Consider the following 25,613-nt stretch of genomic DNA (forward strand, 5'->3'; position numbering starts at 1 on the left):
GGAAAGTATTGAAAATTAAATCAGTGATAAACTAGGGGTGCCTAACGTATGTATGCGTAGGCTGAGAGAGAAGCGTGTGAACTTCTTAACCCTTTGGACCTGATCTGGCTCGTACCAGCGTAGGGAAGTTAACGGCTTTACATAATTATGTCTTTATGAGCCAGGTCCTTATTTTTTTTATGGACCTGGCTCTTTTTATTTTGGCATACGCTGGCCATATCTCGTCCTTGTCACGAACAGGGGGCAATAAAGGTTATGAAACAGTCTGTTTCTGCTGAGCAAATTGAATTGAAATCGAGTTTACCAGGAAGTAAGAAAGTGTATGTGGATGGGCCACGTGAAGGTATGAAAGTGCCGATGCGCGAGATTGAACTAAGCGATACGAATGGTGTTCAAAATCCGCCAATCCGTGTGTATGATACGAGTGGACCTTATACAGATCCTGAGTATAAAGTGGAGCTGGAAAAGGGGATTCCAACGCCGCGCCACTCTTGGACGTTGGGGCGTGGTGATGTAGAAGGATACGAAGGGCGCGAAGTAAAACCAGAGGATGACGGTGTGAAAGTGGCTTCGAAACATACACCTGTTTTCCCGCAAATGGATCGTAAGCCGCTTAGAGCGAAGCAAGGTGCAAATGTTTCGCAAATGCATTATGCGCGTAATGGTATTATCACGTCTGAGATGGAATATGTTGCGATTCGTGAAGGGGTAGAGCCTGAATTTGTTCGTAAGGAGATTGCAGAAGGTCGTGCGATTTTGCCGGCGAACATTAACCATCCTGAAGCGGAACCGATGATAATTGGACGTAATTTTCACGTAAAGGTAAATGCAAATATCGGAAACTCTGCTGTATCGTCTTCTATTGCAGAAGAAGTAGAGAAGATGACGTGGGCGACTCGCTGGGGTGCAGATACGATTATGGATTTATCTACAGGCAAAAATATTCATACAACACGTGAGTGGATTATTCGTAATGCTCCGGTACCAGTTGGAACTGTGCCAATTTATCAAGCGCTTGAAAAAGTAAACGGAATTGCAGAGGATTTAACGTGGGAAGTGTATCGCGATACGTTAATTGAGCAGGCGGAGCAAGGCGTTGATTATTTCACGATTCACGCTGGTGTATTACTTCGTTACATTCCAATTACTGCAAAGCGTATGACAGGTATTGTTTCGCGCGGTGGTTCGATTATGGCGCAGTGGTGTTTATTCCATCATAAAGAAAACTTCCTATATACTCACTTTGAAGAGATTTGTGAAATTATGAAGCAGTACGATGTTTCGTTCTCTCTTGGAGATGGATTACGTCCAGGTTCTATCGCAGATGCAAATGACGAAGCGCAGTTTTCTGAGCTTGAAACACTTGGTGAATTAACAAAAATCGCTTGGAAACATGATGTGCAAGTTATGATTGAAGGACCTGGGCATGTACCGATGCATTTAATTAAAAAAAATATGGAGAAAGAACTTGATATTTGTCAGGGCGCGCCGTTCTATACACTTGGGCCGTTAACGACAGATATTGCACCAGGGTATGACCACATTACATCAGCGATTGGTGCTGCGATGATCGGCTGGTTTGGAACGGCGATGCTTTGTTATGTAACACCGAAAGAACATTTAGGTTTACCAAATAAAGATGATGTTCGCGCGGGGGTTATTACGTACAAAATCGCTGCGCATGCAGCCGATCTTGCGAAAGGGCATAAAACGGCTCATCAGCGTGATGATGCACTTTCAAAAGCACGATTTGAATTCCGTTGGCGCGATCAATTTAATTTATCTTTAGATCCTGAACGTGCGATGGAGTATCATGATGAAACGTTGCCAGCAGAAGGGGCGAAAACAGCGCATTTCTGTTCAATGTGTGGGCCGAAGTTTTGTAGTATGAGAATTTCGCATGATATTCGTGAATATGCGAAAGAAAATGATTTAGAAACGACAGAAGCAATTGAAAAAGGAATGAAAGAGAAAGCGGTAGAATTCAAAGAAACTGGTAGTCACTTATATCAATAACACGTTACACCTCTTTACTTGATTGATCACACTGTACCTAACTTAAATATAGAAGAAGCCCCCTTTGCTAAGACGGTAGCAAAGGGGGCTTCTGTTGTCTATCCCGCTATTTGTGGGCAGTAAAACTCCCACCTCAAAATTCGGCTGGAGCAAAGAAGTTAGGTGGGAGCCCTGCTGCCCGTAAACGCCTGATTGGTACGGGCTAATAATCAGTAGGGGATGAACACCCCCCCCACTGATTAAAGTTTCACTTTATAAGGCGAAGAATAATTGTACCCAGTAGTATAAGAGGAATAATGTGACGACTGTTGTGAGTGGGATTACGATGAGAGATACGCTTAAATAATCTTTCCATTTCACTTTAATTTTGTTTTGTCTTAGTATATACATCCAAATGAGGGAAGCTAGCGTACCAATTGGTAATAATAGTGAACCGATGTCACTACCAATGATATTTGCGAGATAGATAGTTTTTAATGTGACTGGATCTAGTCACATTTCTGTTAATGTGATTGTACCAATCATAAGTGCAGGGTGGTTATTGAAGACGTTAGAGAGGAGGGAAACGAGTCCGCCCATTGCAAAGCTGGCATAGAGTAGATGCTGACTTACAACTGGCTCGAGCCAACTTACAAGTGCCGCTGTTAATCCTGCGTTATGAAGCCCGTAAATAATTACATACATAGAGAAAGCAAAAACTAAAATGTGCCACGGTGTCTTTTTCAAAATATCGACTGGGTTTGTTCGTAAGTAGTACCATCTCCAGATAAGAAGAACGAGTGAACCGAGTACAGCAACAATTTCGATTGGAATCGATAAGAAGGATGCAACGAATAGAAGACAGCGCATAAGGAAGACGAAGCCTAATACTTTTAACATGAATTTTGTACGTTTTTGTTTTGTATCAACAGAACTTTTTCCTTTTAACGGATGGAAGTTTTTCGTGAAGAAAATCTCTTCAATATCATATGAAGAAACAGGTAATCTTTCTGGGAGTTTTTTCTTTAAAACTGCGTACATGAGCCATGACATAAACAATAATCCTAGTGTTGCAGGTACAAACATCATAGCAGTATGCATATAAAGAGTCATATGGACGATATTTAAGGCAATTAAGTTTACAATATTACTTACACCAATTGGTGCACTAGATGCAGTGGCGATTAAAGCACCGCTTAATAAATAAGGGATTTGTTGATGAGGTTTTAATTGAAGGTTTCTCAGTAGTAAAATTAAAATCGGTGTTGTAATTAAAATACTACCGTCGTTATTGAATAAAAGAGTCATAAGAAAACAAAGTAATTGAATATACCAGTATAAACGGCGACCGGAGCCCTTTGCTAAATTTGCAAGTTTTGCTGCGGACCAGTGGAAGAAGCCGAAGCTTTCTAATATAACCGCCATAACGATGGTCGCTAATATTGTTATGGAGGCACCGCCAATTTTACTTACAATGTCCATGACGTCTGGTTTTGATACAAGTCCAGTAATGAGGATAATGCCAGCGCCAATTGCTGCCGGCCACGCCTCATTTAAACCACGAGGGCGCCAAAAGATAACAATCATCGTTAAGAAGAATACAATAATAGTAATCCATATTTCAATGCTCATATTTAACCTACCTTTCTATTTTTCCTTGAACAAATGTAGCTTGTCTCAAGTTTATATTGGTAGTATATTCAGCAGAAAATAAGAAGAACTAGACATATAATGGAGTGGAGTGAATATGTGTTTTTTGAGCTATAGGACAAGTATCAGTGGTAGTGTAATAACTATTAGGAGAGACGCCTAATAAATGAGGGGCATTCTATATACGAATGCCCCTCATTTATTATTTTTCCTTCAAAAAAGTGCGATCCTTCAAGAATAAATTCCAGAAGAAAATGAATCCTGGTAGTAAAATTGCAATCCCGATTGCGTAAAGAATAAGAAGTGCATAGAATGTTTCGACCGTCGTAAAGCTTGTAAATACAGTTACGTCCGGGTAAATGATATAAGGTAAATGGGCGACGCCGTAAGCGTAGCTTGCAAATGCATATTGAGCGACGACAGCTAAAACTGCAATGCGAGGAAAGCCTAGTGTGCCATACTTCTTATTTGTCCACCAAAGGGAGGAATATCCGATAACAAATAAAATGATAGAGACTGTAAACCATGGGAATTGCTTTATTAGTCCTTGCATAAGCCAGTGTGTTTCAGGGTCCATTACAACGAGAGCGATAATAGCAGTCACGAGCGTTGCAGGACCAAGTATGATGGCATTTCTTCTATAAATTCGGTACGTATCTTCAGAACCTTGTTCCCTAGCAAAATCAGCAAGAAAGAGAGATGATAGAAATAGTTCCGAAGTTAGTCCGAAGAGCATATAACAATAAATAACGGGACTAGAAAGGAGTTTTCCGTAAAGGAGCACTTCTTTTCCTTCAGACATCGTAATATAGGCACCTTCTGTAACGGGCAGAACGGTAATTAATAGAGCGGGGATTAAGAGCCCCGTAATACCTGAAATAATCCGAAGAAGGTGTTGGTACTTTGGCAGGGAGTAAGCAAATACCATAAATGTACTGCGAATCGCAACGAGTACTAAAATTAACATAACTGGTACAAACATAACGGTTGCCAGGGTAAAGGCTGCTTTTGGAAAGAAACCGAGAAAAGCGACAACGACAAAGACAAGAAACGTATTTGTTACTTCCCAAGTTGGTGATAAGTACCGATTAGCAAGCTTGGCAGCAAGCGTCGGGTGTTTAGCGTATACCATGCCCCAAAAACCAGCTCCAAAATCAATAGAACCTAGTATGCTATATACGAAAATAAGGGCCCATAAGATGATGATTGCAATGCTTTCCTCATGCACGAGAATCGCCTCCTTCGTGATGTAAATCATTCTTTAACGGATGTTTCTTAAAGAATGTCCGTAGTACAAAGACTGTTAAAATACCGAGTCCAATATATAAAATGATGAATAAAACAAATAAAGGACCGACGAAATCAGCGCGTGTAGAAGCATCTACTGTGCGTTGCATGCCATAAATTGTCCAGGGCTGACGACCACTACAACTAAAAATCCATCCGAATTCAATACCGAGCAACATAACCGGTCCACATGCGGCAGCTCCCCAAAGAAGCCACTTCGGTAACTCTACTCCTTTTTTTCGGTAAACAAAGTACCAATATAAGAGGGCAATAGCTGCAACTGCAAAGGTAAAGGCAGCAGTGCCGACCATTAAGTTGAACAGTGTATGTGTGTAAAATGGTGGCCATGTTTCTTGCGGGAATTCCTTTAGACCTTTTACAACGGTGCTAGGGTCTAGTCCCACTAATAAGCTAAGCATGTTCGGAATTTCAAGGGCATAGTTTAGTTCAAGTGTGTTAGGATCCACAACCCCGCCAATCGATAAAGGAGCGTGTGATGTCGTTTCAAACAAAGCTTCAGCAGATGCTAGTTTTTCAGGTGAGTGTTTATGTAGGGCAATAGCAGATTCGTGTCCTGAAAGCCACATCGTAGCACCTGTGATAAATGTAACGACAAGCCCTAACAGTAATCCTTTTTTATGGTAAGCAATTTCACGCGTACTTAAATTTTTCTTTAATAATTTAAATCCAGCGATAGAAGCGATAACAGCTGCTCCAGTTGTATAGGCTGTAATAACGACATGGAATGCACTTGTGCCAAAGCTCGGATTAAAGAAAGCTTTCCACGGATCAACGTTAAAAACTGAGCCATCTGGCCCCATTGAAAAGCCCGCAGGTGTATTCATCCATGTATTTGCTGATGTAATAAGCACGGCGGATGCAGTGGCACCAATCATAACGAAAAATAGCGAGATTAATCTCATAACTGGAGGTAGTTTATCAGCTGCATATACATAAATAGACATGAATAAAGCCTCTAAAAAGAAGGCGAAAATCTCAATTTGAAACGGAACGGAAATAACTTGACCAACAATTTTGGCGAAACCAGGCCAAAGAAGTGAAATTTGTACACCAACAATTGTTCCAGTTGGAATTGCTACACCGAGAAGGATAGCAAAAGCCTTTGTCCATCTTTTTGCCATAATGGCATAGTCGGAATTTTTCTTCCAGTGATAGAGTATTTCACTTATAAAAATCATTAAAGAAAGCCCGACTCCAAGCGTTGCAAAGATAATGTGGAATGCTAATGAAGAACCAAAAAATGCCCTTGCTAATGTTACGGTATCCATATGTATACTCCTCTTCTTTTTTGCCATTATTTTCTGATTGAATTGGAAGATTTATTCAAAAAACTGCCAAAAATATATATGCATTTAAAAAAGGGATTGTGGTAATGTTGTTTTTGAATATTTGAAAAAGAAAGAAATGTTTATTAGGTAATATTTTGTTTGTTTTTTAGGGAGGAATATTTTATAATCTTTTATGCGAACATAAGTTCTATCTCGGCGTGTTACGTTTATGAAATGAAGAAGTTTATGTGAAATGGAGAGGGTGTCTTATGTATCCTGAAGTTATTAAAAAGATGGCATTTTCAAAAGAGCATAGAGATTTATTATTAAAGTTATATAATAAAGAAATTACGCGTCGTGAATACGATCGACTTGTGGAATCGCTATATAGACCTTCTAAAGAGGTTTGCGAAGGATAAGGTGGGAGAGACAATCTAAAAGATTGTCTTTTTTATATTTGCGTATGTTCTGGTAAAATTAAGGTTAGCCTTAATAGGGAGGTGAAAAGGTTGCGCAAACGTTTATATATAGGGATTGGAGTTATTCTCTTAATCGCTTTAGGCGGAATTGTATTTTGGTCAGCTTTACAAGGAAATCGTACCGAGCATTTTATTTTACGACATATGGTGAATGAAAATGGAACACTTGCAACGTACCGTTTAGCAGATACAAAGGCGGGAACGGGTGAAGCGAAGGGCCGTGAAGCTTTATCAGAATCTGCAGGGTTATGGCTACAATATACGCTTGATAAAGATGATCAAGCTTTATTTGATGAACAAGTGAAGGTTATTCAAAATAATTTTGTACACAAGGATCGCATCGTTATATGGAAAATCTCTGAAAAGGGAGAAATGCAGTCAGCCACAAATGCACTTATAGATGATCTTCGTATTATTGAACAATTATATCGTGCTTATGAAATGTATAAGGAAGAGCGCTATAAAAACCTTGCTGATCAATTGAGCAATGCTGTACTTCGTTATAATAAAAAAGATAATTATTACGTGGATTATTATGATGCAGATGCAGGGAAACAAAATAACTTTGCAACAACATCTTACATAAATCCTCATGCATTCTCTTATATGAAAAAGTACGGGAAAATTTCTGCACAGCAGTATCAGGAAGTTGTTCAGTTTTTAGCTGATTATCCGAGAGAGGGTTGGGCATTTCCGAAAGAGTATAAAGAAGATGGTACATTTACGTACGATAAAGAAGTGAATCTTATTGATCAATCATACGTTGCTTATCATCGTAGTTTAGGCGGTCTTTCATCAGATGCTTATTTGGAATTTATAAAGAAGAAATTTAGCGAGGACGGAAAGTTATACGGTCGTTATAACTTAGAAACGGGAAAAAAAGCTGTGAACTATGAATCACCAGCATCTTACGGATTAACAATTTTGTACGTACTACAAACAGGTGATACAAAGTTTGCGAAGGAATTGTATGAGCGAATGACTACATTCCGAAATGATAATGTATTTAGTAGATATTATGGTGGATATGTAACAGGTGAAAATAATAATACGCATATATTCGATAATGTACTACCGCTTTTAGCTGAAATGGAATTAGAGAAGAGTAAAAAATAGAGTGCCACCCTAGGGGTGGCACTTTTTTCTTATTTCTTTTCCATAACTGCAAAGTAATTGTTTTCATTGTCAGCAAAGTTGAATGCTCTACCAGTAGGTAAATCTACAACTTGTCCAACTGTGACGTTTTTCTCAGAAAGCTCTTTATAAAGTTGATCTAAGTTATTAGAGAAGAACATAAGTGAAGGGGTATTTAAGTTTAATTCAGGTTGCATCTTCGCAATTAACGCCTTATCGTGAAGGACAATGTTTGTTCCAGCTTCTTTTGTTGGAGCAATTTCAATCCAGCGAAATCCTTGTCCGTTATTTTCTTCCGCAACGATTTGGAATCCTACTGTTTCTGTCCAAAATTGTACTGATTCATCTTGGTTATTTACATATAACATAATTTGTCCAACTTGATTAATCATAGGTGTCTCCTGCTTTCTTTTCTTATATGAAATACTATTATATCAAAGATATGGTTTGAATAGTTTTTCATGGTTCTTTCGGATTGAAATAATCACCCATTTCATCTTAGTTGTAGGGGAAGGCCCTGTAACCCATGTATGAAATGGTAGTATGCTGCAAATGACCATTGCTGAAATAGAGATTGTGGCCGTTAATATAAATAGTAATAGGCTATATAATATTGTGTTTTCTTGTAGTGTGAATAAGGAAAGAAATTTTGTACATAGTTGTAAGAAGAAAAAATGAGCTAAATAAGCACCGTACGTGTAGTTTCCGATAAAACGTAAAGCTTTATATAAGAAACCACGTCGCTGTACAATTGTAATAGACAACACGTATAGTATGATAATTTCGCATACGATATATAGAAACATAGATGGTTTTAAATAAGTAGAAACAGTTAAATGAATAGAGTTCACGCCGTAAAAACTAAATAACTCATAATTGATAAATAAAAATAAAATAAAGAATAAGATTGTTATAAGCGGGATATGTTTCATGACAAATATACGCCAAGTTTTTAATGCTACAGCAGCTATTCCTCCCATAACGAAATAGAATGAGTAGAAGAAGAAGGAACGATCTGTATAATGTAAAATGGTTGAACTAGTCAGTTTCTCTCCATTAAAAATGTAGTGAGAAGAGTACCACATTAAGAAGAAATATAGACAAGCGAAAATGGTCATATATTTATATATGTCTTTTTTATTTTCTGTTCGTTTTTGAAACCAATAAAATAGTGTGCATAATAACGGGAACAATAAGTGAATTTGGAACATCATAATAACGTACCAAAGATGAGGTGCAGCCGTCCCGAGTAATAAACTTTTTATTCCGCCTTGTAGTGTAATAATATCGTTTGTTGTTACTAAGTAAAGAATAGACCAGAAGAAATAAGGAATGAGTAAATGTGCGGCTTTTTCATAAATATATTCTGTATAAACGAGTTGTTTCGTATATTGACGAATTAAGTGAAATCCGACGATAAATATGAATGCAGGTGCTGAAAATTTTGCAAGATTAAATAGCATGCCCATAATGAGGGATTGCTCGAGTAAGACATTTCCTTGATTCATTGTATATAATAAGGAACTTTGCAAAACGACAGCAAGAAATGCAATGCTTTGCAAAACTTTAAATTCTGGTGCGCTTTGTGTCATTGTGTCCATCTCCTTTTCCATACATGATTATAGTACGGAGAAAGGATGAAAGGTGTGGAATATTTGTGAAGATTATAACAAATTTGTGGCGGGATGGGATTATATTAACGGTTTTGTTAATATATCTATCGTAACTTCCAATATATCGATTTACTGAAAAATAACGACAAAAAGAGGATGCTCTAAACGAACATCCTCTTTCTATATATTAAGCAAATTTATTTTTGATCCAGTTTTTACCTTCTACAAGACGAGCTGTCATTACGGCACAAGCGTTATCTCCTGTTACGTTTAACACTGTTGCAGGAGGGTCAATGATTGTACTAATTGCTGCGATAATTGGCAATGCTTCTGGTGGGAATCCATATAGAGAAACGATTAACATTTCACCAATCATACCCCCGCCCGGAATAGCACCCATTACTGTTCCTACTAATAGAGAAACAACAAGTGCAATTGCTAATGTTTTCGGTCCTTCGAATTCCATGTTGAAAATACCGAATAAGAAAGCAATTTTTAATACCCCGCCTAAAACAGATCCGTCTTTATGAAGTGTAGATCCAAGAAGGACAACTGTTTCACGAACGTCAGAAGAAATACCCATTTTCTTCGTTGCTTCTAAGTTTGCTGGAATACTTGCGGCACTACTACAAGTTGCAAGTGATGTAACTGTAGGAGAGACCATGTTCTTCCAAAATACTTGTACACCTTGTTTGCGACCTGCAAGGTACGCATAGAATGTAAAGAATACAAAGAAGTAAATAAGAGAAGCTGGATAGTATACCATTGCTGCTCGGAAGTAAGTTCCAAGAAGTTGCGGTCCGAATTCACCAACTAATGCTGCGAAGTAGGCAGCTAGTCCGATTGGAGCGTAGTACATAATGAAAGATACAACTTTCATTGAAATTTCTGCACCAGCTTGTAGGAATGTAGCGAATGGTTTCCCTTTTTCACCAACTGCTGAAGTTGCAACCCCCATTAAGATAGAGAAGAAAATAAGGGCTAACATGTTCTCACGAGATAGTAACTTTGAAAAGTCTGATACTGTTAGGATACCAACAATTTGATCAGCAACGCTAACTGCTTTTTCAGCTTTATCAGGCTGCGTTAGTTCTAATACAACACCTTGTGCTGGCGGGAATACTTTCACGATAATAATCATAAAAATAGCAGCTAAAATACTTGTAAATAAGAAAGTTCCAGCCATACTAGACATAATTTTACCGAAACGTTTTAATCCATCCATATTAGCAATAGATGACGCGATGCTAAAGAACACTAACGGTACAACAATCGTAAACATTAAGTTTAAGAAAATGTCACCAAGCGGCTTTAAAGCAACTGCATCGGCACCCATGAAATAACCAATGAAACCACCAATTAGGATAGAAGATAATAAAATAAGCGGAAAGCGATATGCCTTCATAAATATACCCTCCTATCGATTACAAAAAATCATACTGAATCATTATAGCGAGTTAGAGACTTCTTTACTAGGAAAATACCGATAGATGGAATAGCGTGAAAACCGAGAAAATTTTGTTTTTAAGCTCGGCATACAGTTAGAAATCTAGACATATATATTTGTAACCTAGTGGTGGCAAGGGCTGTACCATAACTTAGGTTTAGAAAAAGAGGGAGGGAAACAGGATGAATATTTTGCTTTGCTGTGCAGCGGGAATGTCTTCCAGTTTGATAGTTACAAAAATGGAGAAAGCGGCACAGGCAAGGGGGATAGAGGTGAAGATTTGGGCTGTATCAGGTTCAGAAGTGCGAGATCATATCGATGATGTGGATGTACTTTTACTTGGACCACAAGTACGTTATTTATTACCGAAAATGAAAGAATTATGTAAGGAGAAAGGAATACCTGTTGATGTCATTCAATCCATCCATTACGGGCTTTGTAATGGAGAAGCTATCTTACAAGCGGCTTTGTCAATGAAACCATGAGGAGAGTGGGATAGATGATAAAGTTTTTAGAGAAATATGTGATGCCAGTGGCCGGTAAGGTTGCAGAGCAGAGACATTTGCAAGCGATTCGTGATGGAATTATTTTGACGATGCCTTTCTTGATTATTGGATCTTTCTTTCTAATTATTAGTGCTTTACCCATACCAGGATATAATGATTTTATGGCAGGATTGTTTGGGGAGAGTTGGCAAAAAGCTTTGGGGTATCCAGTTAGCGCAACATTTAATATAATGTCTTTAATAGCCACTTTTGGAATCGCTTACAGACTTGGGGGATATTATAAGGTCGATGCATTAGCGGCAGGGGCGTTATCACTTGTGGCATTCTTACTTGCAACTCCGTTTCAAGTTGCATATATAATACCAAGTACGAAGGAAAGTGTACTTGTAGAAGGGGCTATACCAGCTGTATTAATGGGAAGCCAAGGGTTATTCGTTGCGATGATTATAGCACTTATATCTACTGAACTTTATAGATTTATTGTACAAAAAAAGCTGATTATAAAAATGCCAGAAACGGTACCACCAGCCGTAACACGTTCATTTGCTGCGCTTATTCCAGGATTTATTGTTGTAACTGTTATTTGGATCTTGCGCTTAATGATAGAAAATACTTCTTTCGGCAGCATCCATAATATTGTGGGGAAAATTTTACAAGAACCACTTAGTGCACTTGGGGCCAGTCTTTGGGGCGCGGTAATAGCCGTTATTATTGTCCATGTACTTTGGGCGTGTGGAATTCATGGCGCTGCAATTGTTGGTGGTGTAATGAGCCCGATTTGGTTGTCGTTAATGGACCAAAACAGAATTGCTTTTCAGGCTGGGCAAGATGTACCAAATACGGTTACTGCACAGTTCTTTGATTTATGGATTTATATGGGAGGTTCTGGTGCAACACTTGCTTTAGTTGTAGGAATGTTATTATTTGCGCGAAGTCAGCAATTGAAAAGTTTAGGAAGATTGTCGATTGCACCTGGTATTTTTAATATTAATGAAATGGTGACTTTCGGAATGCCGATTGTAATGAACCCACTTTTACTTATTCCATTTATACTGGTTCCAGTCGTGTTAACGGTTGTTTCTTATTTTGCAATGGAATGGGGATGGGTTGCACGTCCGAGCGGAGCTGCTGTACCTTGGACTACACCTATTCTTTTTAGTGGATATTTAGGATCAGGCGGGAAAATTTCAGGGGTTGTTTTGCAACTCGTTAACTTTGCGCTTGCATTCTTTATTTACTTGCCATTCTTAAAAATATGGGATAAGCAAAAAGTAGCGGAAGAAAAGGGGGAGTAAAGAACTAAAATGGATACGATAGAGACGAAAGTTTTTCATTTAATCTTGCATGGGGGAAATGCGAGAAGTTGTTCAATGGAAGCAATTGATTGCGCAAAGCGCGGGGAGTTTACAGAAGCAGAGGCTAAATTACAAGAAGCGCTAGATGAATTAAAAGAGGCGCATCGCTTACAAACGGATTTAATCCAGAAGGAAGCTGGTGGCGAAAAGACAGAAGTTACCCTTCTGATGGTGCATGCGCAAGATCATTTAATGAACGCAATTACGGTGAAGGAATTAGCGAGTGAGTTTGTAGAATTATATAAGAAGATGTCAGTAGCTGAATGAACCTTGCTTATGCAAGGTTTTTTTATGTATGTGTCCATACCATCAGTGGAGTGTTCGTTCCACTGATGGTATTTACAATCCTCCTTTTTACGAATGAATAAGAGTGATACTTAATCGATAGTAACAATTTCTCCTATACCACGAATTAATTTTTTAATATGCATCTCATTTGGTTTTAATATACTTACGATATAATCAATCGTTTTTTGCGGTTCAACGGTTGTACCGCACGTATAGCAATCAATCGCTGCAAAGTTTTTTTCTGGATAAGTGTGAATAGAAAGGTGACTTTCTGATAGTAACACTAATACTGTAACACCATGCGGATGGAATTCTTTTGTACTTACATTTAAAATATGTGCACCAGAGTAATCGGCAGCGACAACTAAATGGCGTTCTAAAAAGTGAATATCATCTAATAGGGAAAAATCCACTCCCCATAAATCTACTATTATATGCTTACCGAAAGTAGAATATTCCATAGGGTAGCACTCCTTACTATAATATCGTCAAAACTCCATTTCCTTTTTGTAACATTGATGTAGGATAAGGTTCGATTCTGAATTTAAAAGAGCTTGGTTACGTTGCTCTAGATGTTCTTCTTTAAATTGAAATAAAGGAGCAAGAAGAGAAGGCAATGTTCGAGGAGATGGCACTACATATAATTGTTCAATTTGATCGAGTACGTAGGCAGAGTTAGCGGCAATATGAAATCCCCAGTCAGTTCCGAAAGAAGGAACGATTGTATGATAACTTTTCACAGTTAATCCAGCATGTTCAATTGTGTTACCGATACTCCAATATAAAAGAGGTGCATCAGCAGGTGAATTAGATTGACAGACGAACGCACCATCTTCTGTTAAAAACGTAGCTATACGAGCAAACAGTTCGCTTGTATATAAAGTGCTTAATAGCTCTGTCGCTGGATCGGGAAAATCAATAATGAGTACATCGTATAAAGAGGAAGGAGAATTCAGAAATTCCTTTGCATCGCATACGTGTACATTCACACGTTTATCAGAAAATGCGTTTCCGTTTAAAGAAACTAATTCTGGTACGTTACGAGCCATATTAATCATTGCCTCGTCTAAATCAACAAGGTCTACATGTAGCGCTGTTTCATATTTCAAAACTTCTCGTAAGGCAAGACCATCGCCACCGCCTAATATGAGAACACGTTTTGGATCAATTACTTTCGACATAATTGGATGTACAAGTGCTTCATGATAAATTTGCTCATCAACGGAACTAAATTGTAGTTGTTTGTCCAAATATAGACGGATATCACTTACTTGTAGCAAAGTAATATTTTGATAATTGCTTTTTTCTGCGAATAAACTTGTATGTTCACCAGCTTGTATTTCTTTTAGAGAAATTTCATCCCATATATCTAAGTTGTGTGAATTTGTTTCTATTATAGGTTCTAATTGTGTTGGCTTGTCCTGTTTTTCTTGTTTATCGTGTCTATCTTGTTTGTCCTGCTTATTTTCTGTTTCCTGCTGTTCTAGTTCAAACTTGTCAGAGTCTAATTCAGAACGCTTGTCTTTTTTATAGCTTGTTATTCTATAAATCTTCATTTTGTTCTTTTTTCTATGTTTTGGCATAGGAATCCCCTTTCGAATGGTTTTATTCTATTCTATGTAATTTAATAGAGTTTGTTTGGACAATAGATAGAAGAGTGTACTCAAGAGAGAGTTGTTTTTTATCGAGACGAAATATTTTAATTTTTTTACTAGATTTTCATGCGAAAAAAAATTTTTAGTGTTTTTTTGTTTTGAATACAACTAGACAGCTAAACACTAATCTATTTTCATACAGTTATGTGTTAAAAGCGTGTTGTTTTATAACACACTGTGTGTTTTTCGGGTGACACACTGTTTGAAAGCGGTAACACACAAAGAAATTACTCGAAAAAAGGCTGATTTTAGGCGTTTTTAAAAGTTGGCACGGTAATTGCATTAATAAATAGCGTAAAGAAAAATAAAAAACATAAATTTTTTATACCACACAAGGGGGATTTATAAATGAATATTTTATTATGTTGTTCAGCAGGGATGTCTACAAGTTTACTAGTTACAAAAATGGAAGCGGCTGCAAAAGCTCGCGGTCTAGAAGGAAAGATTTGGGCTGTATCTGGGGATGCAGTAAAAAACAATATCGATCAAGCAGATGTATTATTACTAGGACCACAAGTTCGTTACATGCTTTCTTCAATGAAAACGCTTGCCGATGAGAAAAACGTTGGAGTCGATGTTATTAATCCAATGCACTACGGCATGATGAATGGAGAAGCAGTTTTAGATCACGCATTAACACTTAAAAAATAATTAGGGGGGAAGCGAAATGCAAAAATTTATTGCATTTATGGAGAAGTATTTAGTCCCAGTCGCAGGTAGAATTGGATCGCAGCGCCACTTAGTTGCAATCCGTGATGGCTTTATCGCAGTTATGCCTCTTATTTTAGTTGGATCGTTTGCGGTACTTATAAATAATTTACCAGTTGATGCATTCCAGAAACTTATGAAGGGTGCATTTGGGGATGTTTGGAAAGATGTCGGCGGTGGTATGTGGACAGGATCCTTTGCAATATTGGCTCTCATAGCCGCAGTTGGGATAAGTTATAATTTAGCAAAATCTTACGGTGTAGACGCGTTGTCAGCAGCAATTATTACATTCGGTGCATTAATTATTATATCTCCGACAACGCCAAAAGAAGGCGGTATTGATTTAGCTTGGACAGGATCACAAGGTTTATTCGTTTCCATAATTGTTGCTCTTCTTGTAACGGAGGTATTTCGATTCTTTGTTCAAAAGGATATTACAATTAAGATGCCAGATGGTGTTCCACCAGCAGTAATGAAGTCATTCGCAGCGTTAGTACCAGCATTCGTTATTTTAATCGTAACAGCAGGCATTCAATTAGCAGTGAAATTAGCAGGAACAAGTATTCATAAATTCGTATTTGAAACAATTCAAGTACCATTACAAGGTTTAGCAGGTACATTACCAAGTGCAATTATTATCGCGTTACTTATTCACGTATTATGGTTCTTTGGATTACATGGTCCTAATATTATCGGTGGTATTATCGATCCAATCTATTTACCAGCACTAGAAAAGAACATTAAATTATTTAACGATGGTATGTCTGCATATGATGTACCACACATCTTTACAAAACCATTCTTTGATGTATACGTTTATATCGGTGGGTCAGGTGCGACGTTAGCATTTTTAGTAGCAGTAATGCTTGTTGCAAAAAGCGCACAGCTTCGTGGTGTAGGCCGCGTATCTATTGGTCCTGGATTCTTTAACATTAACGAACCAGTTATTTTCGGTACGCCAATTGTATTAAATCCGGCGTTAATTATTCCATTCGTACTTACACCAGTTGTATTAGTTATTACTTCTTATACAGCAATTTCCTTAGGGTGGGTACCAAAAACAGTTGCTTTAGTTCCGTGGACAATGCCACCGATCTTTAGTGGTTATCTTGTAGCAGGCGGAAGCATCGCTGGTGCTGCATTGCAGCTAGTAAACTTTGCAATCGCGGTAGTTATTTACTATCCATTCGTATTAATGTGTGACCGTACGTACGTACAAGCGTCAAAAGATGCTGCAAAAGCAAGCGACAATTCAGTATCACTTTAAAAAGTATTGTTCTGGCGAGTTTTTATAGCTCGTCAGAACAACTAACTTTTATATCATGTTCAAAAAGATGAAATACATCTACAAGAACACCAAACTATCATTAATAAAATAATAATTTAATAGACATGTTCAAACTGAAGGGGTATTTAAATCGGTTGAACCATAATAGAGAGGGCGGTAATTATGATGACTACAGCAGAACAAATTCCATTCCAATTGATTTTAAATAGTGGCAATGCACGAAGCTTTGCAATGGAGGCACTGCAATTTGCCAAACAGGGGAAAATGGCGGAAGCAGACGAAGCGATGGTAAAGGCGAAAGAAGCGATTAATGAAGCGCATCATTTCCAAACAGAGCTCATACAATCAGAAGCAAGAGGGGAAAAAACAGAGATTAGTGTTCTTTTAATTCATGCACAAGATCATTTAATGAATTCTATTACAGTAAAAGAATTAGCAGCAGAATTTATTGACCTTTATAAAAAGCTAGAAGCGAAAGGGGAATAAAGCATGACTGGAATTAAAATTGCTACAATCGGCGGTGGATCTAGTTATACACCAGAGTTAATTGAAGGATTTATTAAACGTTATGATGAGCTTCCTGTTCGTGAAATTTGGTTAGTAGATATTGAGGCAGGAAAAGAAAAGTTAGAAATCGTTGGTAACTTAGCAAAGCGTATGGTGAAAAAATCAGGTTTACCAATTGATATTCATTTAACACTTGATCGCCGTGAGGCATTAAAGGGTGCTGACTTCGTAACAACGCAGCTTCGCGTTGGTTTATTAGAAGCTCGTGCAAAAGATGAAGCAATTCCATTAAAATATGATGTAATTGGCCAGGAAACGAATGGTCCTGGTGGTTTATTTAAAGCACTGAGAACGATTCCTGTTATTTTAGATATTTGTAAGGACATGGAGGAACTATGTCCAAATGCATGGCTTATTAACTTCGCAAACCCAGCAGGTATGGTAACAGAAGCTGTACTTCGCTACACGAACATTCAACGAGTAGTTGGTCTATGTAACGTTCCAATCGGAATTCGTATGGGTCTTGCAAGATTACTTGAAGTAGATGCAAGCCGGGTACACGTTGATTTCGCTGGTTTAAATCATATGGTATACGGATTAGATGTATACTTAGATGGAGTAAGCGTAATGGATCGAGTACTAGAACTTGTAACAGATCCAGAAAAGCAAATTACGATGGAAAACATTACTGCGCTTAACTGGGAGCCAGACTTTATTCGCGGTCTTCGTGCAATTCCGTGTCCATACCATCGTTACTACTATAAAACACGTGAAATGTTAGAAGAAGAGAAAGAAGCTTCGATTGAAAAAGGTACACGTGCAGAAGTAGTAAAACAATTAGAAGATGATTTATTCGAGTTATATAAAGACCCGAATTTAGATATTAAGCCACCACAATTAGAAAAACGCGGCGGAGCTTATTATAGTGACGCAGCATGTAGCTTAATTACGTCTATTTACAATAATAAAGGTGATATCCAGCCTGTTAATACACGAAACAACGGAACAATTGCAAGCTTGCCACATGATTCTGCTGTTGAGGTGAACTGTATTATTACGAAAGAAGGTCCAAAACCAATTGCGGTTGGAGACTTACCAGTACCGGTTCGCGGTTTAGTACAGCAAATTAAATCATTTGAGCGCACAACAATTGAAGCTGCTGTTACAGGGGATTATCATAAAGCGCTGCTTGCTATGACAATTAATCCACTTGTACCATCAGATAAAGTTGCAAAACAAATTTTAGATGAAATGTTGGAAGCGCATAAAGAACATCTTCCACAGTTCTTTAAAAAGGTAGAAAAATAAGAAGCGGCGCTATTTAGCCCGCTTTTTTTATTTCAGTAGGAGGGATAAAGGTGATTAAGTTAATTGTAAATGCAGATGATTTCGGTCTTACGGAAGGGACAAATTACGGCATTATTGATGGACATATAAATGGACTTGTAAATTCAACGACGATGATGATGAATATGCCGGGGACAGAGCATGCGGTACGTTTAGCGAAGGAGTATAAAACGTTAGGAGTAGGAGTTCATCTCGTATTAACGGCAGGAGAACCGCTCCTCAAGGACGTACCATCACTTGTAAGCAGCAATGGATCATTTCATAAACAAAGCGTCGTAAGGGAAGGAAATATAAGTCCAGAAGAGGTAGAAAGAGAATGGACGGCTCAAATTGAGAAATTTTTGTCTTACGGTTTAATACCAACTCATTTAGATAGTCATCATCACGTGCATGGGTTACCGCTTTTACACGACGTTCTTGAGAGATTAGCAATTAAATATAATGTTCCGATTCGTCGTTGTGAAGAAGAGCGAGCGGTGCGCCCATTTTCAGATGTGTTTTACAGTGATTTTTACGCTGACGGTGTGACGGAAGATTATTTTGTGAAGTTAAAGGAAAGAGTGCAGGACGAGCAAACGGTAGAAATTATGGTGCATCCAGCTTATATTGACCCAGAGCTTGTGAAACGTTCTTCTTACGTAATGGATCGCGTGAAAGAGCTGCGTATTTTAACGGAGAGTGAGCTGCCTGAGGGAATGGAGCTTGTGAAGTTTTAATAGGAAAACGACGGCTAAATGGGGCCGTCGTTTTTTGTGCTTACAAAATGGATAGAACATATCCACCGAAGGTCCCGAGTATAACGATAACCCAAGGTGGTGTTTTCCAAAAAGCGAGTAAGCAAAATAGAAGAGAAGCAAAAACGAAATCTACAGAATTCATAATTGTACTCGTCCAAATTGGATCATAAAAAGCTGCAAGTAAAATACCGACAACAGCTGCGTTTACTCCAAGTAGTGCACCTTGTATGTAAGATACTCTCCTTACACTGTCCCAAAATGGTAAAACGCCAACAACGAGCAGGAAGGCAGGAAGAAAGATAGCGATCGTTGCAACAACTGCCCCGACGGTTCCATTTAGCACTGCTCCTATATAAGAAGCGAATGTAAATAGTGGCCCTGGCACTGCTTGTGTTAATCCGTATCCAGCTAGAAATTGTTCTTTTGTCATCATCCCGTTTTGTACAAACTCACTTTCAAGAAGAGGAAGTACGACGTGCCCTCCTCCGAATACGAGAGAACCAGAGCGGTAAAAGCTATCAAATAATGCGATGAAAGGAGAGAGCGGTCGCATTATTGGTAGCAATAATAATAGTCCGAAGAATAAGATGAGACAAGAACTGGCCATCGTCTTTGAAATAGAAACTTGTATTTTATATGATTGGGCGTTCTGAGGAGCTTTATATAAAAGCCGGCCGACAAGCCCTGAAAGTATAATGAGAATGAATTGCGTCCAGCTACTTGGCCACAACAAGACAATCGCAGCAGTTACGATAGCGATTGTTGCCCGGTTTCGGTCCGGGGTTAATTTTTGAGCCATCCCCCATATTGCATGAGCAACGATTGCGACCGCTACGAGCTTCAGTCCGTGAATCCAACCAGAACTTCTAAGCTCGAATTGGTTAAGGAATGAAGCGAAGAAAACTAAAACGAGTACAGACGGTAGAGTGAATCCGATCCATGAAATAATGGCTCCTAATAATCCGCCGCGCAATAATCCAATCCCCATACCGACTTGACTGCTAGCAGGGCCAGGAAGGAATTGACATAGTGCTACTAAGTCTCCGTAACTTCGTTCATCCATCCATTTTCTTTTTTGTACGTATTCATGGTGGAAATAGCCGAGATGGGCGACAGGACCACCAAATGAAGTAAGTCCTAATTTAAATGAGACGAGAAAAATCTCTAATAATGATTGAAAAGAATAGTTTTTGTTTTTCAAAATTACCTGCTACTAAAGATATAGACAAATGTATATTTTTAGAGTATTCCTGCTTCTATGTGTCCTGTCTCGCCAATCATTCGCTACTACAGTTTGATATAACACTCCACAGGCGTAAATTCCGATGTAGCCCACCGTACATATATACAATCTATTTACGTTAGTATTGTATATTCTTTTGCTTGTAAAAGGTTGATTGATGCGTTCAAATCTCTATCCATTACATTTCCACACTCACATGTATATACTCGGTCAGATAGCTTTAAATCCGCTTTCTTTTGACCGCAACATGAACATAACTTTGACGATGGATAGAATGTATCTACTTGACGTAATTCAATTCCGTATTCCTCGCATTTAGTCAAGAGCCACGTTTTAAAAGCATAGAAACACTGCTTGGCAATGGTTTTAGATAGATGTTTATTCTTCATCATACCTTTCACATTCAAATCTTCTACTGTAATAAACGTCGGCTTGGTTTTCACCACATCATTTACAATAGACTTTACATACTCTAGTCGAATATTTGCTAATCGAGCATGTAGTTTTTGCACCCTAAGAATGTTTTTATCTATATTCGCTCTTTTGTTCGTAGCAGATGTTTCACCTCTCTTTTTTACATTTTCAAATTTACGCGATAAAGAGCGTTGCTCACGTTTTAACCGCTTTTTTATCCTTTTTACGCTTATTGTTTTGTTGATGTTTTCATGAACGATACCATCGCTACGTGTAGCGAAATCCTTCACCCCTAAATCAATACCTAAACCTGTTTCATTGAGTGTTGGCTTCGTTGCTCTTTCTTCCAATTCACAAAGCACAGATACAAAATATCTCCCTGCCCTTTTACATATCGTTCCACTTTTTACAATCCCATTTTTCGGGATATAACCATACTCCTTTAATCTCACCCAACCAATCGTTGGGACTTTTACTCTATGTCTTTCTACTGCCCAGTCCGTTTTGTTGTTTTTAGGAAAATAGCACCTCACATCTTGATTCTTCTTTTTCTTATAACGGGGAAATCCAGATAAGCCCTTAAAAAATCTTTTAAAAGCCGTATCTCCATTCATAATTTCCTGTTTTACCGCTTTACTAGATACCCCTTTAATCCATTGGTCATATTCTTTTGTATAGACATTGTTTAACCATTTAGAAAAGTCATATCCACTCAGAAACTTTCCCTCGGATTCATACAGCTCTTGATTTTTAGAGAGATACAGATTGTAAACATGCCTACACACTCCAATCGTTTGATTGATCTTGGTTATTTGTTCATTTGTCGGTTTAAGCTCTATCAAATACGCTCTTCGCATACCTCTTTATCCTCCGACATTCGTTTTTTGTATTTTCTCACTCAATATATCCTACAACTATATATATGAATGATAGATATTAAATCTTGAACAAATTCTTCTTGTGGAGATCATTTTTCATTTACCTTTTGGGTTTTGGTAAGCAGTTAAAACAACTTGGTTATCCCAACTTTGCAATGGTCTAATAGGTACGTTGAAAACTTCTGGAAATTCTTTTGGTTCATATTGTTACATAATTACGTTTTAATACATATGTCTATGATTGTTCGCTTTTTCGATTACTGTATAATTCTCCTAGAATGTTTTTCTAAGTGCATTATACAAGAGGCCATCAAGCAAAAGAAATGATTCTAATGTAAAGATTGTGTGAACCTTTTCTTCGTAATTAAAAATTGAAAAGTCATAAATGATTATGTCTAAACCATAAAGTAGTAGAAGTAGTGCTGGGAAATTTATATGAGGAGAATGCCCGTATGACAACACATTTCTTTGCTAGGTTAACAGGGAAGAGGGAAGTACCTCCTGTAAATACAGAAGCTTACGGTGTAACAGAGCTCATTTTTAGTGAAGATTTAAAGAAGTTGCAATATCGGGTCATATTAAAAAACATAAAAAAAATCACGTCATGCCAAATTCATTTAGGAAAAGCGAATCAAATTGGTCCAGTTGTTTTAAGTTTGTTTGGTCCGTTAGAGCAAGGAATTAGTGTGAATGAAGGAGTCGTTACTGGTGTGGCTAAAGTGGAGGATTTTGAAGGGCCTTTACAGGGGAGAGCATTTGACAGTTTGTTTCAAGAGATAATGCAAGCAAATGTATATGTAAATGTTAATACGAAATCTAATAAAAAGGGAGAAATAAGAGGGAGAATAAGGGAAGTAAAGAAGTAAGCGAAAAGGCTGTCCAAAAAAACATTTTGGAACAGCCTTTTCTAATTATATAGAGTGCTACTATTGCTAATTATTGTCGGTAAATCGATATATTTTAAGAATCGCTAATATAATTTCACTTACTACGTACTAGGGTACTACTCGAAAAGAGAAGCTACACTATTACCTAGTTTAACTTTTTACAGGTTGATTTTTGATGAAGAAGTCCATTACATAAAATACTTCGTCATCTGGTATTTGTATTTCAAATGTATTTTCGATAGGTTGCAATGCTTTTTTCACTTTCATATACATCCAGTACTCATCTTGTCTTCGTTTCTCTTTATCAGGATGAGGGAGGAGACTTTCGCCTTTTTGAAGACGGTCAACCATGCAGCTCATATGCAAAATCACACCCATTAAACTGTCGGGAGTTAGCTGTAAAGAAATCAATTCCTGAATTGTATTTAATGCATAACGAATCGTTTTAATAAGTAATGCCCCATCGTTACGCTGCATTTGTTGTTCAAGAATATCAGCCATTTTTGCATATGTTTCTTCATACGTAATCAATTCTTGAATTGGTTGAATAGCTGTGTAGTTCACAATGTCTTGGAAATGATATGTTAAGCAAGGTATTTGCACATCGAAATTCGTGACGATACAAATGATATTACGCTCTTTTTTTATGTTCTCGATCATTTTCGTTAAATCTTTTTCATGGACGATGCTAATCGGAATAATTTCAATTAAGTCTTTATCAAAGCGTAAATAGTTCTCTAACATTTTTTGAATTGCTAAAGCACTTCCTTCGCCAGTTAAACAAGCTGTTAAAATCACGGATTTCATTGGCGATAGTGGCTTTTTCTTTTCTTCCTGTACGTTTAAATAGAACGGCGTTAAGTTCTTCACTGTTTCGTATAGTGCATTTAATGAGTAGCCAAGCTGAGCTTTTCGAGCTGCTTCTAGTGCGTGTGGTGTACTCGTCATTGAAAGAACACGGACAGGGATTTGGAATTCAGTTTCTAATATATCACCAATATAAGCGAGAGATCCCATATCAACAAGTAAGAGAAGCCCGTTTACATTTTGAAGTGTTTTCATATACACTTTAACACGCTCTAAGAAGTCTTTTGGTGATTCATGCAAGGGCATATCGATACCAGTTACTTCATCGATACCGAGAAGTTCGTTTACAATGTTTGCCATTTCTGTTGCGATGCCATTACCGTGTGCTAATATTAATACTTTTACTTCTGTTTGTGAGGCAGGAATTGGATCAACAACGAAGAACATTGTTAAAAAGCCAGCTTCATCAATAGGCATTGTTATTTGTAATTCTTCTTCTAATAGCTGAATACATTGCATAGCTACGGAAAAAGCTTCTTTATATTTCGTACGAATTTGATTTAATTGTGGGTGGTGAATTTGTTTCCCGCCCTGTAAACGTTGTAGAGTTGTCTGTACATGTAAACTTAAAGCGAGAAACACTTTTTCATCGAAAGTTTTAGATAAATATTTTTCAGCTAGTTCCGCAATTTTTTCACATACGGAAACGATATTACGATCCACAATTTTAAAAACATTTTCATGACTTGTTTTTTTAGATATTTGGTTAAAGTATTGGACGAAAAAGCTTTGAATATCATTTTCTATTAGTAATTCTAATTCTTCCTCTTCAATGCCGCGTGCTTGAAGTTCTTCATATTTATAATCAATATAATCGTAAATAGAAGAGCGACTTCCTTCGGGTTTTATTATATGTTTACTCCAACCTTCATCACCTGTAAATACAAATGTTTCATTTGGTATTTGATATAGATGACGGCTCTTTCTTTCAATAAATAATCCCTCTTTCATATACCAAGGTAAATCTGTACTTGAAACACAGACAGAATCACGTTTTTTTGTCACGAAATCAGAATAAGCTTTCGCACAGGCAATTTGTACGTCCGTTTTCAATTGACCGATGTTATTTGGACAATTGTAAAAGACGAAAGCACGCATTGTATTTGGACTAACATGAATCTCTTTCCTTAGACGAATTGCTTCATTTGTGAAAAACAGCTGTAGTAAAGCAAACCGTTCTTTATGTGTTCGCTCACGAAGTGGTGGAAGCGTAACGGTCATCGGAATACGTCTTGTAAATGTTTTTAATAAAAATGAATTTGGTTCTTCGGTTGTTGCAGTAATAATCAACACTCGTGCCTTACGTTCATTTTCCGTTTCTCCAAGGCGGCGGTATACTCCGCGATCAATAAATGTGAAGAGCATCTCTTGTCCTTCTGGAGGAAGGCGATGTACTTCATCTAAGAAAAGGATTCCTTCATGTGCTTTTTCAATTAACCCTTTTTGATCACTGGCACCTGTGTAAGCTCCTTTTTTTATCCCAAATAACTGTCCAAGTAGTAGTTGTGGATTGTTTGCATAATCAGCACAGTTAAAGACGATAAAAGGTGCATCTTTTGGAAGTTGTTCCACTTCAATTGCGTATTCGTGCATTAAAGAAGCGAACATCGATTTTCCGACACCTGTTTCTCCAAGTAGTAAAGTATGCATACCGTTTGGAGGATAGAGAATAGAAGCTTTTGCTTTTTCAATTGCAATTTTTAGGCTTGTATTTTCAATAGCAAATGTATCTAATGAAGTGCCCTTTGTTGAATGCGTTTCCAATGAAGTGTTCGTTTCTATATAAAAACGGACAGGGCGTGTAATCGTTTTTAATAAACGATTATCTTTCACAAGCTTGTTTAAATCGCTACTAACATTTGCACGGTCTAACTGTAGAAGTGTAGCGAGTTCTGATGCTGTTACACCTTCTGTATAATTCCCTTTTTGTATTGCGTTAAAAATGAGATCTATTCGTTTCATTTCTATTCACCTCGAAACTTCATCACTATTTAGAATTTTACACAAAAACGGGAAGTGTGGGAAGAGAAAAATAAAAC

At 37.6% G+C, this 25,613-nt stretch carries 22 protein-coding genes, 2 pseudogenes and 1 riboswitch; of the genes and pseudogenes, 12 read left to right on the top strand and 12 right to left on the bottom strand.

The features are described from left to right. Positions 1-23 precede the first annotated feature (23 nt). Positions 24-143, top strand: a riboswitch (TPP riboswitch). A gap of 112 nt (positions 144-255) precedes the next feature. After that, on the top strand, positions 256-2,016 hold the full coding sequence (thiC, locus tag MR071_RS00110) for a phosphomethylpyrimidine synthase ThiC (RefSeq protein ID WP_242234552.1): 1,761 nt from the start codon (positions 256-258) through the stop codon (positions 2,014-2,016). Positions 2,017-2,268: 252 nt separating this feature from the next. Here thiC and MR071_RS00115 read toward each other — a convergent pair. The 3 genes and pseudogenes from MR071_RS00115 to cydA form a co-directional block, all read right to left on the bottom strand. After that, a pseudogene (locus MR071_RS00115) lies at positions 2,269-3,627 on the bottom strand (arsenic transporter). 220 nt (positions 3,628-3,847) lie between these two features. Beyond that, complete coding sequence (locus tag MR071_RS00120) at positions 3,848-4,873, bottom strand: cytochrome d ubiquinol oxidase subunit II (protein ID WP_002089640.1); 1,026 nt, start codon at positions 4,871-4,873, stop codon at positions 3,848-3,850. Further along, on the bottom strand, positions 4,866-6,221 hold the full coding sequence (cydA, locus tag MR071_RS00125; protein ID WP_242234553.1) for a cytochrome ubiquinol oxidase subunit I: 1,356 nt from the start codon (positions 6,219-6,221) through the stop codon (positions 4,866-4,868). The genes MR071_RS00120 and cydA overlap by 8 nt, the downstream gene beginning before the upstream one ends. 269 nt (positions 6,222-6,490) lie before the next feature. Here cydA and MR071_RS00130 point away from each other — a divergent pair, with 269 nt between their 5' ends. Both MR071_RS00130 and MR071_RS00135 read left to right on the top strand, forming a co-directional pair. Then, positions 6,491-6,640: a hypothetical protein gene (locus MR071_RS00130; protein ID WP_000283176.1), complete on the top strand. Its 150-nt coding sequence runs from the start codon at positions 6,491-6,493 to the stop codon at positions 6,638-6,640. 90 nt (positions 6,641-6,730) lie between these two features. Then, on the top strand, positions 6,731-7,816 hold the full coding sequence (locus MR071_RS00135) for a transcriptional regulator (RefSeq protein WP_242234556.1): 1,086 nt from the start codon (positions 6,731-6,733) through the stop codon (positions 7,814-7,816). Positions 7,817-7,845: 29 nt separating this feature from the next. Here MR071_RS00135 and MR071_RS00140 read toward each other — a convergent pair whose 3' ends face one another. From MR071_RS00140 to MR071_RS00150, 3 genes are all read right to left on the bottom strand, one after another. Further along, positions 7,846-8,226, bottom strand: coding sequence for a VOC family protein (locus tag MR071_RS00140; RefSeq protein ID WP_242234558.1), 381 nt, complete (start codon positions 8,224-8,226; stop codon positions 7,846-7,848). 42 nt (positions 8,227-8,268) lie between these two features. Continuing rightward, entirely contained in the window at positions 8,269-9,426 is a 1,158-nt protein-coding gene (locus MR071_RS00145) for an acyltransferase (RefSeq protein WP_105585650.1), read from the bottom strand. Positions 9,427-9,634: 208 nt separating this feature from the next. Then, positions 9,635-10,852 carry a dicarboxylate/amino acid:cation symporter gene (locus tag MR071_RS00150; RefSeq protein ID WP_105585649.1) on the bottom strand — a complete coding sequence of 406 codons (1,218 nt, stop codon included), beginning with the start codon at positions 10,850-10,852 and terminating at the stop codon, positions 9,635-9,637. A 224-nt stretch (positions 10,853-11,076) separates the two neighbouring features. On the opposite strand from MR071_RS00150, the gene MR071_RS00155 reads away from it, so the two are divergent. Genes MR071_RS00155 through MR071_RS00165 form a run of 3 tightly spaced genes read left to right on the top strand, consistent with a single transcriptional unit; the run spans position 11,077 to position 13,022 of the window. Then, complete coding sequence (locus MR071_RS00155; RefSeq protein WP_105585648.1) at positions 11,077-11,379, top strand: PTS sugar transporter subunit IIB; 303 nt, start codon at positions 11,077-11,079, stop codon at positions 11,377-11,379. Positions 11,380-11,393: 14 nt separating this feature from the next. Continuing rightward, positions 11,394-12,695, top strand: a complete 1,302-nt coding sequence (gene celB, locus MR071_RS00160) for a PTS cellobiose transporter subunit IIC (RefSeq protein ID WP_105585647.1) — start codon at positions 11,394-11,396, stop codon at positions 12,693-12,695. 9 nt (positions 12,696-12,704) lie between these two features. Then, positions 12,705-13,022 carry a PTS sugar transporter subunit IIA gene (locus MR071_RS00165; RefSeq protein ID WP_105585646.1) on the top strand — a complete coding sequence of 106 codons (318 nt, stop codon included), beginning with the start codon at positions 12,705-12,707 and terminating at the stop codon, positions 13,020-13,022. A gap of 110 nt (positions 13,023-13,132) precedes the next feature. Here MR071_RS00165 and speD read toward each other — a convergent pair whose 3' ends face one another. Then, positions 13,133-13,504, bottom strand: coding sequence for an adenosylmethionine decarboxylase (speD, locus tag MR071_RS00170; protein WP_105585645.1), 372 nt, complete (start codon positions 13,502-13,504; stop codon positions 13,133-13,135). 27 nt (positions 13,505-13,531) lie between these two features. Then, positions 13,532-14,626: a polyamine aminopropyltransferase gene (locus MR071_RS00175; RefSeq protein ID WP_105585644.1), complete on the bottom strand. Its 1,095-nt coding sequence runs from the start codon at positions 14,624-14,626 to the stop codon at positions 13,532-13,534. Positions 14,627-15,046: 420 nt separating this feature from the next. Here MR071_RS00175 and MR071_RS00180 point away from each other — a divergent pair, with 420 nt between their 5' ends. The 5 genes from MR071_RS00180 to chbG all read left to right on the top strand — a co-directional run bounded on the left by MR071_RS00180 (position 15,047) and on the right by chbG (position 19,264). Beyond that, positions 15,047-15,349, top strand: coding sequence for a PTS sugar transporter subunit IIB (locus tag MR071_RS00180; RefSeq protein ID WP_001023564.1), 303 nt, complete (start codon positions 15,047-15,049; stop codon positions 15,347-15,349). Positions 15,350-15,365: 16 nt separating this feature from the next. Continuing rightward, positions 15,366-16,673 carry a PTS cellobiose transporter subunit IIC gene (celB, locus tag MR071_RS00185; RefSeq protein ID WP_070145495.1) on the top strand — a complete coding sequence of 436 codons (1,308 nt, stop codon included), beginning with the start codon at positions 15,366-15,368 and terminating at the stop codon, positions 16,671-16,673. 183 nt (positions 16,674-16,856) lie between these two features. After that, positions 16,857-17,180 (top strand): PTS lactose/cellobiose transporter subunit IIA, encoded by a 324-nt coding sequence (locus tag MR071_RS00190; RefSeq protein WP_000989054.1) that lies wholly within the window; start codon positions 16,857-16,859, stop codon positions 17,178-17,180. Positions 17,181-17,183: 3 nt separating this feature from the next. Beyond that, entirely contained in the window at positions 17,184-18,509 is a 1,326-nt protein-coding gene (celF, locus tag MR071_RS00195; RefSeq protein ID WP_105585643.1) for a 6-phospho-beta-glucosidase, read from the top strand. A 50-nt stretch (positions 18,510-18,559) separates the two neighbouring features. After that, a complete protein-coding gene (gene chbG / locus MR071_RS00200; protein ID WP_105585642.1) occupies positions 18,560-19,264 on the top strand; it encodes a chitin disaccharide deacetylase in 705 nt (234 codons plus the stop codon). A 40-nt stretch (positions 19,265-19,304) separates the two neighbouring features. Here the strand turns inward: chbG and MR071_RS00205 are convergent, their stop codons facing one another. From MR071_RS00205 to MR071_RS00215, 3 genes and pseudogenes are all read right to left on the bottom strand, one after another. Then, on the bottom strand, positions 19,305-20,486 hold the full coding sequence (locus tag MR071_RS00205; protein WP_242234562.1) for a chromate transporter: 1,182 nt from the start codon (positions 20,484-20,486) through the stop codon (positions 19,305-19,307). Between the two features lie 155 nt (positions 20,487-20,641). Next, positions 20,642-21,799 carry an RNA-guided endonuclease InsQ/TnpB family protein gene (locus MR071_RS00210; RefSeq protein WP_242234564.1) on the bottom strand — a complete coding sequence of 386 codons (1,158 nt, stop codon included), beginning with the start codon at positions 21,797-21,799 and terminating at the stop codon, positions 20,642-20,644. 41 nt (positions 21,800-21,840) lie between these two features. After that, positions 21,841-21,909, bottom strand: a pseudogene (locus MR071_RS00215) (IS607 family transposase); the annotation flags it as partial. A 363-nt stretch (positions 21,910-22,272) separates the two neighbouring features. On the opposite strand from MR071_RS00215, the gene exsM reads away from it, so the two are divergent. Further along, positions 22,273-22,686, top strand: a complete 414-nt coding sequence (exsM, locus tag MR071_RS00220) for an exosporium regulatory protein ExsM (RefSeq protein ID WP_002016152.1) — start codon at positions 22,273-22,275, stop codon at positions 22,684-22,686. Positions 22,687-22,857: 171 nt separating this feature from the next. Here exsM and MR071_RS00225 read toward each other — a convergent pair whose 3' ends face one another. Further along, on the bottom strand, positions 22,858-25,536 hold the full coding sequence (locus MR071_RS00225; RefSeq protein WP_242234566.1) for a sigma-54-dependent transcriptional regulator: 2,679 nt from the start codon (positions 25,534-25,536) through the stop codon (positions 22,858-22,860). Positions 25,537-25,613: the final 77 nt, after the last annotated feature.

Source organism: Bacillus cereus group sp. BfR-BA-01316 (assembly GCF_022664195.1).
Lineage (GTDB): Bacteria > Bacillota > Bacilli > Bacillales > Bacillaceae_G > Bacillus_A.